This window comes from Pseudomonas sp. P179 (genome assembly GCF_000478485.2).
In the GTDB taxonomy this organism is placed as follows: Bacteria; Pseudomonadota; Gammaproteobacteria; order Pseudomonadales; family Pseudomonadaceae; genus Pseudomonas; species Pseudomonas aeruginosa.
The window spans coordinates 1-12929 of sequence record NZ_KI517355.1; the positions used below are offsets into that span (position 1 = coordinate 1).

Consider the following 12929-nt stretch of genomic DNA (forward strand, 5'->3'; position numbering starts at 1 on the left):
CGAACCGGTCCGGAACGGCAGGCCGCGCACGGGCTTCCGGCGCAGGCAGGCGCCGAGCAGCAGGGAGAAACCGGCGAAGGCGCCGACGCCGGCTTGCCAGCGGTCGTCCCATGCAGCGTACAGGCCGGCGCCGAGCGCCAGCGTCGAGGCGAGCGCCAGCAGGCCACGGCGGCCGGGCAGGGCGGGTATCCACCAGGCGAGCAGGGCCGCCAGCAGGGTCGCGACCAGCAGCAGGTCGACAGCGGTCATGGTGCTTCGCTCCTCGTTTCCACGGGGCGCGTCGGTTGGCTCGGCCAGAACGCCGCCAGCGCCAGCAGCAGACCGACCAGCGCGTAGGGGGCGCGGCTGTCCAATTGGTGGAGCAGCGTGCCGAGCAGCGGCCCGCTGATCAGGCCGAAGCCATGTACGGCCACCAGGGTGCCGGCGGCGGCACCCTGTTCCTCGGCGCGCACGGCATTGGCGTTGAGCGCCGAGACTGCCGGGAACACCCAACCCATGCCCGCCGCGGCGACGAAGAAGGCCAGCCAGAGCAGCGGCGGCGAGTCGGCGAAGCACACGGCGGCGAAGCCGATGGCGGCGACCAGCCCGCCGACCCGGATCAGTCGCGGCGGTGGCCAGTCCAGGCGGCGCACCAGGAGCTGGGCCAGGATCAGCGCGACGCCCACGGCGGTCAGGGCGATGCCGGCCACCCGCGCGGCGTCGGCGGAATCCAGGCGCAGCCGGTCGAGGGCGAAGAAGCCCACGGTGATCTGCGCCACGGTGACGCTGAACATCGCCACGAAGCCCACCGCCAGCGGCCGCCGCAGGCGGCGGTCGCCGATCGCCAGGGCGGCGCCGCGGTTCGGCTGGCGACGCTCCTCGCGCGGCAGCCAGCGCCAGAGCGCCAGCAGGGCGACCAGGGGCAGCGCGCCGGTGACCAGCAACGGCAGGACCAGCCCGTGAGTCGCCAGCAGTCCGGCCAGCCCCGGCCCGATCACCATGCCTATCGCGCTGGCCGCGCCGAGTCCGGCCAGCGCCGCGGCGCGTCGTTGCGCCTCGACGTGATCGGCCACCAGTGCCGCCGTGCAGGCCGGCACCGCGGCGTAGAAACCGCCGGCGAGGCCGCGCAGGAGAACGATACCGGCGAAGGCGAGCAGGGTCGGCAACGTCCAGTGCAAGGCGAGCACGATGAACAGGCAGAGCGAGGCGTAGGAGAGGGCGAAGCCGGCCAGCCCGCCGAGCAGTATCCTCCGTCGCCCATGCCGGTCGCTGGCGATGCCCCAGGGCCGCGCCGCTAGCATCCAGGCGATGCCGCCGACGGTCACCGCGGCGCCGGCCTGCCAGGGCGCCAGGCCGAGCTTGCGGGCGAGCGGGCCGACCAGGGCGACGAAGGACATCACCGCGAGGGTGCAGACGAAGGTCTCGAACATCAGCGGACGCAGGTCCAGGGTGTTGGCGGAGGGCGGCGGGGTGGTCATCTCAGGGATTCCTTCGGGTTCGCGGCAGGCGCAGCCAGACCCAGCCGACCAGCACCAGCGGAGTGCCCAGGGCGAGCCAGGAGAGCAGGTCGTAGAGGCCGTCGCCGAGCAGCGCCGAGAGCAGCCCGAAGAGGCCGAGCAGGGCCAGCAGCAGGGGCCAGCGGAAGATCATCCAGAGACCGCGCCTCATGCCTTGCCCTCCGTCGCCAGGCTGCCGCCCGGCAGTTCCGCCAGGCGCTTCTCCAATGGCGTCTTGCGTCGGCCGAGCCAGAGGTAGAGACCGCTGGCGAGGATGACGATGCTGACGAGGTCGAGCAGCGCCCAGACGATCTTCAGCGGCATGCCACCGTAGTCGCCGAAGTGCAGCGGCTGCGACAGCAGGAGCGTCTTCACGTACAGCGGCATCTCGCGCATGTCGGTGAGTTCGCCGCTCTGCGCGTCGATCAGTGCCGGCTTCAGCAGGCGCTCGGTGAGCGGTGTGTTGCCGCGCATGAACACCGCATAGTGATGCTGGCTGCTGAACTGGGTGCCGGGGAAGCCGACGAAGCTGACCTCCATGTCCGGCGCCGCCCGGCGTGCCGTGGCCAGGGCCGCGTCGAGCGAGCCGAGGCGCTGTAGCGGCGGCGCGTCCTTGTAGGGCGCGGTCATTTCCGCCAACTGCCCGCCTTGCCAGAGCATCAGGATCGGCAGGGCCAGGGTGTTGATCACCCCGGTCACGCCGACCACCAGTACCCAGGACAGGGTGACGATGCCCAGCAGGTTGTGCAGGTCCAGCCACTTCAGGCGACGGCTGCGTTCGGCGCGTACCGTGGCGAAGTCCAGCTTGCGCATGAACGGCGTGTATACCACCACCCCGGACACCAGCGAGGCCACCAGCAGCAGGCCCATCAGGCCGAGGAACAGGTAGCCGGGCAGGCCGAGGAACAGGTCGGTGTGCAGCTTCAGCATCAGGTACATGAAGCCGCCCGGCGGCGGCAGCGCGTCGAAGAATTCCCCGGTACGCGCGTCGAACGGCTGCATGTGGCCGTTCTCCGGCGGCGGTACCAGGCTCGGCGCGCTGATCACCAGGCCCAGCGGGTCGTCCTTTTCGAATACCAGGAAGCGCACCACTTCGCCCGGCCGGGCGGCCAGGGCGCGGGCGATCACGTCGTCGTAGTCGATGCGCGGCGACTCGGCGGTGAGCGGCTCGAGCTGCGGATGCGGCTCGAAGTAGTGCTCGATCTCCTCGTGGAAGATCAGCGGCAACCCGGTGAGGCAAAGCATCAGCAGGAAGATCGTGGAGATCAGGCTGGTCCATTTGTGCACCAGGTACCAGGTGCGCAGGGTTTTCGCGGTCATAGGCTGGTCATCGGCGGTTTCTGGTTATGGTGGGGCGGACTCAGAAGTCCGCCGTGAGGGAAAGGGAAAGGGTGCGCGGCGAGCTGATCGACAGGTAGCCGTTGGCTGCGGTCCAGTAGTCCTTGCCCAGCGCGTTCTCCAGGTTGGCGCGCGCCACCAGCGGCTTGCCGGCGACCTGGAAGGCGTAGGCGGCGCCGAGGTCGACGCGGTTCCAGTGCGGCACGGAGAGGGCGTTGGCGCTGTCCACATAGGCCGAGCCGGTGTAGATCCAGCGGCTGTCGAGGGTCAGTCCGTCGACGAACGGGGTGTCCCAGCTGACCCCCAGGTTGGCCTGGCGACGGGCCACGCCGGGCGCGTCCTTGCCTTCGCTGGCAGGGTCGCCGGTCTTGTTCTGCTCGGGCTTGATGTAGGTGGCGCCGGCCATCACCCGCACGCCGTCCAGCGGTTCGCCATAGAGGCTCAGCTCCACGCCGCGGTTGCGTTGCTCGCCGTCGGCGCGGAAGACGTTGCTGGCGTCGGTATAGGCGTTCGGTTTCCTGATCTCGAACAGCGCCAGGGTGGTGGTGAAGCCGCCCAGGTCGTACTTGGCGCCGATCTCGTATTGCTCGGCCTTGTATGGTGCCAGCACCTGGCCGGCGTTGGCCGCGGTCATCGGCGCCGCCTCGCCCTGGCTGAGGCCCTGGATGTAGTTGGCGTACAGCGACAGGTCCTGCAGCGGCTTGACCAGCACGCTGGCCATCGGCGTCCACACGTGCCGCTTGTCGTGGCTGGTGCGCGCGCCGCTGGTCTGGTCGTAGTTGCGCGACTCGATCTGCTGGCGGCGCACGCCCAGGGTGACCTGCACGCGATCCTCGAGGAACGACAGCCTGTCGGCCAGCGCCACGCCGCCGAGGTCGGTTTCATTGGTCTTCGGAATGCTCCCGTCGAGGCTGGAGAAGTCCGGCAGCGGCGTATGCGGCGAGGTCTGGTAGAGGTTGCCCGGCTGCATCCCGGTGAAGGCATAGACCATGCCCAGCCGTTCGTGCAGGCGGTTGGCGCTGAGCGTCCAGTCGTGGCGGAGCGGGCCGGTGTCGAAGTTGCCGCGCAGGCCGACCTCGGCGGAATAGGTGCGGCGGTCGCCGCGCTGGCGTGCCAGGCTGTTGACGATATCGCCCTGGTTGCCGACGAGGATGCTGTTGGCGGCGATGGTTTCGTAGTTGCTCTGGCGGCCGCCGATGCTGGCGAACGCCGTCAGGTTGTCGGCGAGGTCGTACTCGCCGCGGTTGACCATGGAGTAATCCTCCTGGTCCAGGTAGGAATCGCGCAGGCCGAAGCGTGTCTTCGAGTCCGGGGCGTGGGGGATGTGGGTGGTTCCCGGGCCGGTCAGCAGCGGGCGCACCACGCCTTCCAGGCTTTCCTTCTGGTACAGCAGGTCGCTGGACAGGCGCAGGCGCTCGCCACGGAAGTCCAGGCCCAGGGAGAGCATGGGAAACTCGCGGCTCTGATGGTCGACGGCGGTATCGCCGTTGCGGTAGACGCCGTTGAAGCGCACGCCGAAGGCGTTGTTCTCGCCGAAGCGCCGGCCGATGTCGAGGTGAGTGCCGAGCTGGCCGCGCTGGGTCCAGTCGACGCTGACGCGGGTCAGCGGCTGGTCGTCGGCGCGCTTGGGCACCAGGTTGATGGTGCCGCCGACGCTGCCGCCGGGGGAAATCCCGCCGAGCAGGGCGTTCGGTCCCTTGAGCACTTCCACGCGCTCGGCGAATTCGATCGGTACCCGCCAGAACGGCAGCAGGCCATAGAGGCCGTTGAAGGCGACGTCGGCGTTCTGCACGCTGAAGCCGCGAATCGTGTAGCTGTCCACCAGGTCGCCGCGCCCGCCGACCACCCGCACCGACGGATCGTTGGCCTGTAGCAGGTCGGCGACGCTGCGCGCCTGCTGCTGCTCGATGGTCCTGGCGGTGTAGCTGGTGATGCTGAATGGCGCATCCATCACGTCGGCGTTGCCCAGCATGCCCAGGCGCGCGCCACGGGCCACCTGGCCGCCGGCGTACTCGGCGGGCAGGGTCTCGGCACCGGCGGCCTGGGCGGTGATCAGCGAGGATTGCAGTTCCAGCGCGCCATCGGTGGCTGCCGGCACCAGGGTGTAGCTGCCATCGCTGCGCTGCTGCAACTCCAGGCCGCTGCCCAGCAGCAGGCGGTGCAGCGCCTCGACCGGCGCGTAGCGGCCGCGCAGGGCGGCGCTGCGGCGACCCTCGGTGAGCGCCGGGTCGAACGCCAGGGATACCCCGTTGTCGCTGGCGAAGGCCGACAGGGTACGGCCGAGCGGGCCGGGGGCGATGTCATAGCTGCGCGCCGAGCTGGCGGCGGGCGCCTCGGCGGCAAGCAGGGCGGGGGCCGCGCCGGCGAGGGCGAGGGTCATGGCGGCGTGGATGGCCAGGGACAGCGAACGGGGGCGAAGCGTGCGTACGGGCATGTACAGGGTTCCTCGTGGTCTCTGCGGACCTTGGGTCGGGGCGGATTCCTCTACTTGCCAGCCGAGAAGGAAAAAGGTCTCAGGTCGAGGCGGTTATTTTTCTGCGGAGCACGGTATGTCGATGGCAACGCCTGTTCCGGCGCAACGGCGGACGGCCTGCCGGGGTGGACGCGAGGGGGCGGTTGCCACGGGGATGGCGGCCGCGCCGTCACGCCGGCACCAGGCTGATCCAGTAGTCGGTCACCCCGCGCACCTTCAGCGGATAGGTGGCCTGCAGCATGCCCAGCGTGCGCCGCAGGTCCAGCAGCGGATAGGCGCCCGACACCGCCAGCCTGGCCAGTTGCGGGTCGCAGCGCAGTAAGCCGCGACGGTAGCGGGCGAGTTCGGCGAGCACCTCGGCCAGCGGCATCCGGTCGGCCATCAGCATGCCGCGGGTCCAGGCGTCCGGCAGGCCGTCGAAGGCCAGCCGGCGCGCTTCGCCGTCGGCGCCCAGGCGCACCGACTCGCCGCTTTCCAGCCAGCGCCCGCGTCCGTGGAGCGGGCTCAGTTCGACCCGCCCGGCGAGTACCGCGACCCGGGTCGCGGCCATCTCCTGGCGTACGTTGAAGCGGGCGGCACCGGCATGCAGCCGCGCTTCGGCGGTGGCGACGCGGAACGGACGCGGGTCGGCGCGGCTATCGACGAAGATCTCGCCGCGCAGCAGGCGTACCAGCCGCTGGCTGGCGTCGAAGGCCAGGTCCACGGCGCTGTCGGTGTTCAGGGTCAGCAGGCTGCCGTCGGGCAGGGTCAGGCGGCGCTGTTCGCCGACGCCGGTGCGCTGGTCGGCCAGCCAGTCGCGCAACGGTTCGGCCTGCCAGGTGGCGAGCCCCAGCGAGGCGCCGCCGAGGACCAGGGCGAGGTGCTTGATCGCGCGCCGCCGGTCCAGCCCGCGCTCGCGGCCGAGGGTCGGCAGGGCCAGCGCCGGCGGCAGTCGGCCGAGGCATTGCAGCAGGCGCTCGGCGCGCTCCCAGGCATGGGCGTGCTGTGGGCTGCGCTGCCGCCACTGGGCGCACGCCTGGCGCGTGTCGTCGGTGCAGCCGCTGTCCTGCAGGCGCACCAGCCACTCGGCGGCCTCGTCGAGGATCGGCGAGGGAATCCGGCCTTCGCCCGCGGCGTTCATTCCATCAGCTCCAGGCACTGGCGGAAGGCCTGCTGCATGTAGCGCTTGACCGAGCCCAGAGACACGCCCAGGCGCTCGGCGATGGCTTCGTACTTCAGGCCTTCGATCTGCGCCAGGAGAAACGCCTGGCGGACCCTGTCCGGCAGGCTGCCGAGCAGGGCGTCTACTTCATGCAGGGTTTCCAGCACCATCAACCGCTGTTCCGGCGGCGGCGCGAGGTCTTCCGGGAGGTTGGCCAGGGCATCGAGGTAGGCGCGCTCCAGCGACTGGCGCTGGAACCAGTTGATCATCAGCCCCTTGGCGACGGTGGTCAGGTAGGCGCGCGGTTCGCGCGCATCCAGTACCCGGCGCGAGGCGAGCAGGCGGGCGAAGGTGTCCTGGGCCAGGTCGGCGGCGTTTTCCGCGCAGCCCAGGCGTCGCCGCAACCAGCCTTGCAGCCAGCCATGGTGGTCCTGGTAGAGATGGCTCACAGCGTCGTGCAGGGAGGCGTCGGCCGGCGGCATGGAGGGGATCGCTGTTGTAATTGAGAATGAGTCTCATACTACTTACAGCGAGGGCATGCCTACAAGTCCCCCGGATCGGCGGCGCAGCGCCTCAAGCGTTTTCCAGGCCGTACTGGAAGAAAGCCATGTCGGCCAGGCGCCCGGTGGGGTAGAGGAGCCCCTTGCGGGCGGTCTCCAGGCGCGGGAACGACAGCCTTTCTTCGCCGATCAGGCGGTGCAGCGCGGTGAGGGTCCCGCCGTTGACGCTCGTCAGGCCCCGGCGTGGATACAGCGCGCGACAGGCGGCCACGTAGTGGCGGTCGAGGGCGGGAAACTCGCCCCAGACGCCGAGCAGGATCTTGCTCTTCAGGGTGTCGGTCCAGCTCACCCGGCTGCTGAGGGCGTCCATCGACCCGAGTACCGTTTCCAGCAGCTTGCGGTTGTGCGCCAGGCGCGCGCCGTTGCCGGCGAAATCCACCAGGGACAGCTCGAAGAGTTCCGCTCCGGCACCGCTGAAGAGCTGCCGGGCCAGCGCTTTCATCAGGTCCAGGTTGCTGTTCTGCAGCAGTCCCGAGGAGCCACGGAACATGCCCCAGTTGGCCAGGTAGAAACCCAGGTGCAGGGCGGTGGTGTCGAGCTGTTCGGGGGCGGTCAGGTCGTCCCAGCTGCGACTGGGGTCCCAGACATACTCCCAGAGGTACTCCCAGGCCCTCAGGCGCGGGTATTCGTTGCCCGGGGCGGGCGCCAGGCTGGCGTAGTAGCGGTGGACATAGCGGGCGGCATCGAAAGCCATGCGTTCGTTCCCTGGCAGCTTGGAAAGACGGCATGGTAGAGCGTGTGATATCAAAAGGCCATATCGCTGTTCGCAGGGGACGCCTTAGCGCCCCCGCGGAGCGGCCTCAGGTGTTATTGCAGCCCTTGGCGATGGAGTCCTCGTTGGAGGTGTACGGCCGCGAGGGTTCCAGGTTCCACTCGGGCTTGTTGCGGGCGACGTTGAAGTGGCAGACCAGTTGTCGGCGCATGCTGCCGATATTGCTGTCGCGGTTGTCCGGGTTGTCCTTCCATTCGCTGTCCAGGTAGTGGTCGACCACCAGCTCGTTAGGACGTCAGCGGGACGTGGCGGCGCCAGTCTGCAACCGGGCGCTGCGATGCACCGTGGTCCGGCATCCACAGGCCACGCCGCTGCCAGGCAACCGTTCCTGGCCGCGCCTGTTGGCGGCGGCGTCGCCCTGCAAGCGCCAGGTATCGGGCTCCGCCGTCAGTCCATGTCGCCGCCATGGTGCGCGGACTGCTCCAGGAGGCTGCCCTTAGCCGTCCTGCCCCTCGCTTCCGGCGACAGCCGGGTTGCCTGCAAGGCGAACCAGAGGGTCGCCACATCGGCGGTGCTGTCCAGCGAGCGACCGCTGATTTCCTCGATGCGGCGTATCCGGTAGACCAGGCTCTGCTTGTGTATGTGTAGCCGCTGCGCGGCGTTCAACCAGGACCTGTTTTCCTCGAGAAAGACCTGCAGCGTGTGTAGCAGTGCGGAGCCATTGGCCGCGTCATAGTCGTGGAGGGTGCCGAGGACCAGACGGAACGCCCGCTCGGCCTCGGCGAGGCTTCTGGGTAGCCAGGGCGCCTCGTCGTCCAGTTCCGCGTAGCGACACAACGGTCGCCGGGAATGGCTGTGGGCCAGGGCCAGACGCGCTTCGCGCAAGGCCTCGGCGCAACGTTCGGCACGACGGAGCGGGGCGCTCACGCCCAGCGAGCTGTCCAGGGCTTCCTGCAGTGTCGAGGCGAGGCCGGCCTGGTGCAGCAGAATGATTTCCTGGCCTTGCGCGCGAACCAGCAGGCGTGAGTCGTGGCCCCGGAAAAGACCGATAGGGTCGGTCGCGAGCCCCTCGGAACTTGCCACGGAAACGACTGCATCGTCGAGATCGAGCCCGGGCAGCAGTTCCTCCAGCCGCTCCTCGGCTTGTTCCCGGTATAGCCGTCGTTGCAGCAGGTCGTCGAGCAATTCCGAACCCAGGCGCAGGTGGCGTTCGCTTTCGACGCGCAGCCGTTCGATCTCTATGCCGAGCACTGCCGTCAGGTGGTGCAGGAGACTGTAGTCCGGCAGCCGCTCGCCCAGGGCTATCAGCAGGCAGTTCCGGTCGGAAGGAATGCCGATGCTGAGCGCTTCGCCTTCCGCGAGCGGATGGCGAAGGACCATTGGCTGCGGCTCCGCCTGCTCGCGACGGCGGTTGCGCAGCGCGTCGGCCAACTCCACGGGCAGCCCTGGCAGGCCTGGCTGCCAGGCCGCCAGGGTGTCGGGAACGATGAGGTAGAGGCTGCTTCGCACGTCCTTGCCGAGGCGTTGCAGCAGCGCCGGCAGGCCCAGTCCCTGCATGCTCAACCGGGCGCTTTCGTATATCCGGGCCAGGGCGTTGCGGCGCTCGTATTCGTCTTTCTGTCCCGCATCGACGATGGCCCGGGTCACGGCGGCGAAAGGGACGCCGTAGTGGGTGAGAATCAACGGGAAGCCCAGGGCCTCGGCCGTCTCGCGTAGGGCATCGAGGTCGCTCGGGGCTTCCATGTTCTCGCCGATCATCATGCCTGCCAGGCCGGCCTCGGCCAGTCTTCGGACGTAACGCCGTTGCCGCTCGGCGTCGCTCGGTATGCCCAGCCCGGTGGTCATCAGCAGGTCACCCTCGCCGAGCCATTCGGTGGGGTCGTCGAGTTCGCAGACATGCGCCCAGCGAACCGGGCGGTCGAGGCCGCCGGCTCCGCTCAGCAGGCGCGAACGGAGTTCGGGGAGGGCGATCAGGTGGCGGATGCTCTGCGGCATGTCCAGGAAACTCCAGGCATGGGCCTTCAGTGTAATCGCCCCGGGCGCAGGCAGCGCGCCCTGTCACCAACTGGCGGGCAGCATCCCCAGTGCCGAGGCGATCGCGTAGACCCCGCTGGAGGCGAACACCAGGACGATCAGCCCCTGTATCAGCGGATGGGCATACCAGCCGCAGCTGAATGCCGGCAGTTGGTCGCCGTGGCGCCGCGCCGCGTTGAGCAGGAGGATGGGGATGATGCCCATCAGTACGCCGCCGAAGGTACCGGCGAAGTACAGCGCGTTCACGAAGCCGCCGAGCCCCGCATAGGCCAGCAGGAACGGCGGGACCGAGACCGCGGCGAGCACCGCCAGGCGTTTGCGCCGGTTGGTTTCGCTGCCCAGGCGGAAGTGGTCGAAGATATTGGTGAACAGGCACCCGCCGAGTCCCCAGTAGGAGGTCAGCATCGCCAGCAAGGCGAAGGTGTTCGCCACGTAGTAGGCCCATTGGCCGAGGGAGCGTCCCCAGCTCAAGGTCGCCACCTCGCTGAGGTTGTCGGGGCCGACCAGGGCGATGACCGAGGCAGGAATGGCCGCCACCAGCAGGAAGGTCAGCAGCATGCCGACCACGATCAGGCGCGGCACGCGCCCGGGGGTTGCCAGGTTGCCGCGCACCAGCTCCGGAACCAGGAACTGCGCGCCGAACACGAAGACCGCCAGGTTGAACACTGGAACCACGTATTGCCACTGGCTCTGCCAAAGGTGGGCGAGACGGGCGTCGTCGTGCATCAGGGTAGCGCCGATGAGGATGCAGACGATGGCCACCATGCCGGCGCTGATCAGCTTCTCGCCCACGCCGAGCGCCTTCAGGCCCAGGTAGAGCACCAGCGCCGAGGGGACGAAGAAGATCAGGCTGCCGACCTGGCGCGTGAGGCCGTACTGGCCGAAGAACTCGAGCATGATGTTGCCGCTGCCGGTCATGTAGGCGACCAGGGCCCCGTAGCTGTTGGCCGCCACCGCGATGAAGATCAGCCAGCCGCCGAGCGGGCCCAGGTAACGCCGGGAGAGGCCGCTGAGCTGGTTGTTGCCGCGGGTTCTCAGGCAGGCTTCGGTCACGTAGAGCATGGTGACGATGCAGAAGAGGCAGGTCAGGGCCAGGCATACCAGCAACGGCACGTAGCCGACCTTGCGGGCGGCGTAGGCCATGCTCAGCACGCCGGCGCCGATGTTGGTGCCGATGATGATCGCGATCGTCTCGAGCGAGCCCAGGGGATGGGCCTTGAGGCCCGATGCGTTGTCGTTCGCTTCTCGCATACCCATTTCTTGTTTCCTCTGTCAGGGCGGTGGAGTTCGGTTCTTCGGGGTCAGTCGAAGATCAGGTAGGTCTTGCGCACGGTCTGGCGGATGTCCCAGGTGCCCTGGGTGGCAGCGGCGAAATAGAGCGCGTCGCCGGCGCGAAACTCCACGGCCTGGCCTTCGTCCGGGGTGAAGCGACCTTCACCGCTGACGATGTAGCTGTACTCGGCCTGCTCGACCTGTCGGCGGAAGCGCCCCGGGGTGCATTCCCAGATGCCGGTCACGCCGTTGCCGTCGGCGAGCGGGCGGTGGGCCGCGGTACGGGTCAGGGCTACCGGTTCGCCCAGCGGCTGGCCGACGGGCGTGGGCGAGGTGAAAGGACTTTCGTCGTCGAGACGGATGAGCGAAGGGTTCATGCCATGGGCTCCTCAGGATTTGTCTTCAAGGCCGGCGGGGGCGAAGCGCGCGAGAAAGCGGTCGGTGGCCGAGGGCGCGGTACCGGCGAGTTCCGCGCGTTCCTTGCGCAGGACGGCGTTGCGCACCAGGGAGCCACCCAGGTAGCGCAGCGGCTCGGGGGGGAAGCTCCGGCAGCGGCGTTCTACCAGCGGACAACGGCTCCACGGGTCGTCGCGGCCGAGGGCGAGGCTGGCGAGGATCCGCCCGCCCAGGCGGCTCGGTCCCACGCCGTTGCCGCTCCAGCCGATGCCGTAGTGGATGTTCTCGTGCAGGTGGCCGAAGACCGGCAGGCTGTCGTAGGTACGGTCGATGGGGCCGGACCAGCCGTCGACCAGCGGGATGTCGCCTAGCGAGGGATAGGTGCGGCGGAAGTCGGCCTCGGTCAGGGCCAGGCTCTCCCGGTCGACGTCGAATACCCGGTCGATGCGCGAACCGTAGCTGATGGCGCCGGTGCCCTTGCCGAAGGCGATGCGCCCGTCGCGGGTGGTGCGGTAGTAGTCCACCATCAGTTGGGAATCGGTGATGGCTTCCCCGCCGGTCCAGCCGATTCGCTCCAGCCGTTGCGGTATCGCCTCGGTAACCGCGATGGAACTGTTCACCGGCACGATCAGCCTGGAGAGCCTGGGCAGGGCGGCCGACCAGGCGTTGGTCGCGAGAACCACCGCCTTGGCCTGAACCCGGGCCCCGGCGCTCAGCAGCTGTGCCGGCTGGCCGGGAACGATCTGGCTGACGCCACAACGCTCGTGGATTTCCACGCCGAGGGCCAGCGCCACGCGGCGCATGCCTTGCACCAGCAAGGCTGGTTGCACGGTGGCATTGCTGCGCTCGAAGACCCCGGCGAGATGCACCGGCGAACCGGTCCGGCGTGCCACTTCGCTGGCGTCGAGGCGTTCGAAGGGACTGACGCCGAGCCGTTCGCAGGCGGCGAGGGTATCGTTCCAGGCGTCGAGGTGGTGCGCCGTGGTGGCGGTCCACAGCCAGCCCTTCTGCTGGAAGTGCGCATCGATGTCATGCCGCGCACAGAACTCCCCGAGTTCCTGGATCGCCCGCTCCGCGCTTTCGCCAAGGAAGCGCGCCTGTGCCTCGTTGCAGAAGCCCAGCAAGGTGCCGATCTTCGGCCACCAGGACATCACGAAACCACCGTTCCTGCCGGAAGCGCCGCCACCGCAGACGTCCTGCTCCAGCAGCAGGACCCGTGCGTCCGGCTCCAGTTGCTTGAGGGTGATGGCGGTCCAGAGCCCGACGAAACCGCCGCCGACTATCGCCACGTCCGCCGAGTGGGTGCCGACGAGGGGCGCGCAGGCGGCGTCGGCCAGGTCGGTCGAGCGCATCCAGTGGCTGGGGGTCAGGGGAGGGGTGAGCGTGAGTTTCATGGCGCAGGTCCGGGGTCGCTGAATCTGGAGCAAGGGTGGCGAGCGGCGCCGTCCGCGACAATTGGACGCAACTAGGAATCGAGAAGGTGCTCTCGTACGATCGTATGAGTCTTGTGAAGGGCAGGCCTGGTCGG

Annotated in this window: 12 protein-coding genes and 1 pseudogene; all 13 read right to left on the reverse strand. The window is 69.0% G+C overall.

Annotated elements, in window-relative coordinates; genetic code table 11:
• The coding region (locus HMPREF1224_RS40365) for a hypothetical protein (RefSeq protein WP_010794074.1) at window positions 1-249 on the reverse strand (249 nt) is incomplete at its 3' end.
• Complete coding sequence (locus HMPREF1224_RS40370) at window positions 246-1457, reverse strand: MFS transporter (RefSeq protein ID WP_010794069.1); 1212 nt, start codon at window positions 1455-1457, stop codon at window positions 246-248. The genes HMPREF1224_RS40365 and HMPREF1224_RS40370, both read right to left, overlap by 4 nt.
• 1 nt (window position 1458) lies before the next feature.
• Entirely contained in the window at window positions 1459-1647 is a 189-nt protein-coding gene (locus HMPREF1224_RS40375) for a hypothetical protein (protein ID WP_003088166.1), read from the reverse strand.
• Window positions 1644-2795 carry a PepSY-associated TM helix domain-containing protein gene (locus HMPREF1224_RS40380; RefSeq protein ID WP_003132702.1) on the reverse strand — a complete coding sequence of 384 codons (1152 nt, stop codon included), beginning with the start codon at window positions 2793-2795 and terminating at the stop codon, window positions 1644-1646. The genes HMPREF1224_RS40375 and HMPREF1224_RS40380 overlap by 4 nt, the downstream gene beginning before the upstream one ends.
• Before the next feature lie 40 nt (window positions 2796-2835).
• Window positions 2836-5247 carry a TonB-dependent receptor gene (locus HMPREF1224_RS40385; RefSeq protein WP_010794070.1) on the reverse strand — a complete coding sequence of 804 codons (2412 nt, stop codon included), beginning with the start codon at window positions 5245-5247 and terminating at the stop codon, window positions 2836-2838.
• 208 nt (window positions 5248-5455) lie between these two features.
• Window positions 5456-6406, reverse strand: coding sequence for a FecR domain-containing protein (locus HMPREF1224_RS40390; protein WP_010794071.1), 951 nt, complete (start codon window positions 6404-6406; stop codon window positions 5456-5458).
• Complete coding sequence (locus HMPREF1224_RS40395; protein ID WP_003088185.1) at window positions 6403-6909, reverse strand: sigma-70 family RNA polymerase sigma factor; 507 nt, start codon at window positions 6907-6909, stop codon at window positions 6403-6405. The genes HMPREF1224_RS40390 and HMPREF1224_RS40395 overlap by 4 nt, the downstream gene beginning before the upstream one ends.
• A 91-nt stretch (window positions 6910-7000) precedes the next feature.
• Window positions 7001-7681 carry a hypothetical protein gene (locus tag HMPREF1224_RS40400; RefSeq protein WP_009315577.1) on the reverse strand — a complete coding sequence of 227 codons (681 nt, stop codon included), beginning with the start codon at window positions 7679-7681 and terminating at the stop codon, window positions 7001-7003.
• A 106-nt stretch (window positions 7682-7787) separates the two neighbouring features.
• Window positions 7788-7988: pseudogene (locus HMPREF1224_RS40405) on the reverse strand (DUF2599 domain-containing protein); the annotation flags it as partial.
• A 158-nt stretch (window positions 7989-8146) separates the two neighbouring features.
• Window positions 8147-9694 carry a PucR family transcriptional regulator gene (locus HMPREF1224_RS40410; RefSeq protein ID WP_010794072.1) on the reverse strand — a complete coding sequence of 516 codons (1548 nt, stop codon included), beginning with the start codon at window positions 9692-9694 and terminating at the stop codon, window positions 8147-8149.
• A 63-nt stretch (window positions 9695-9757) separates the two neighbouring features.
• Window positions 9758-10990: an aromatic amino acid transport family protein gene (locus tag HMPREF1224_RS40415; protein ID WP_003105845.1), complete on the reverse strand. Its 1233-nt coding sequence runs from the start codon at window positions 10988-10990 to the stop codon at window positions 9758-9760.
• Between the two features lie 44 nt (window positions 10991-11034).
• The gene (locus tag HMPREF1224_RS40420) at window positions 11035-11382 is read right to left on the reverse strand and encodes a cupin domain-containing protein (protein WP_003088200.1); all 348 of its coding nucleotides are present in this window, start codon (window positions 11380-11382) and stop codon (window positions 11035-11037) included.
• Between the two features lie 12 nt (window positions 11383-11394).
• Entirely contained in the window at window positions 11395-12795 is a 1401-nt protein-coding gene (locus HMPREF1224_RS40425; protein ID WP_010794075.1) for an NAD(P)/FAD-dependent oxidoreductase, read from the reverse strand.
• Window positions 12796-12929 lie beyond the last annotated feature (134 nt).

Coding starts and splice junctions, on each gene's coding strand:
- HMPREF1224_RS40370 (WP_010794069.1), bottom strand. CDS start 1,457: ATGACCACCCCGCCGCCCTCCGCCAACACCCTGGACCTGCGTCCGCTG.
- HMPREF1224_RS40375 (WP_003088166.1), bottom strand. CDS start 1,647: ATGAGGCGCGGTCTCTGGATGATCTTCCGCTGGCCCCTGCTGCTGGCC.
- HMPREF1224_RS40380 (WP_003132702.1), bottom strand. CDS start 2,795: ATGACCGCGAAAACCCTGCGCACCTGGTACCTGGTGCACAAATGGACC.
- HMPREF1224_RS40385 (WP_010794070.1), bottom strand. CDS start 5,247: ATGCCCGTACGCACGCTTCGCCCCCGTTCGCTGTCCCTGGCCATCCAC.
- HMPREF1224_RS40390 (WP_010794071.1), bottom strand. CDS start 6,406: ATGAACGCCGCGGGCGAAGGCCGGATTCCCTCGCCGATCCTCGACGAG.
- HMPREF1224_RS40395 (WP_003088185.1), bottom strand. CDS start 6,909: ATGCCGCCGGCCGACGCCTCCCTGCACGACGCTGTGAGCCATCTCTAC.
- HMPREF1224_RS40400 (WP_009315577.1), bottom strand. CDS start 7,681: ATGGCTTTCGATGCCGCCCGCTATGTCCACCGCTACTACGCCAGCCTG.
- HMPREF1224_RS40410 (WP_010794072.1), bottom strand. CDS start 9,694: ATGCCGCAGAGCATCCGCCACCTGATCGCCCTCCCCGAACTCCGTTCG.
- HMPREF1224_RS40415 (WP_003105845.1), bottom strand. CDS start 10,990: ATGGGTATGCGAGAAGCGAACGACAACGCATCGGGCCTCAAGGCCCAT.
- HMPREF1224_RS40420 (WP_003088200.1), bottom strand. CDS start 11,382: ATGAACCCTTCGCTCATCCGTCTCGACGACGAAAGTCCTTTCACCTCG.
- HMPREF1224_RS40425 (WP_010794075.1), bottom strand. CDS start 12,795: ATGAAACTCACGCTCACCCCTCCCCTGACCCCCAGCCACTGGATGCGC.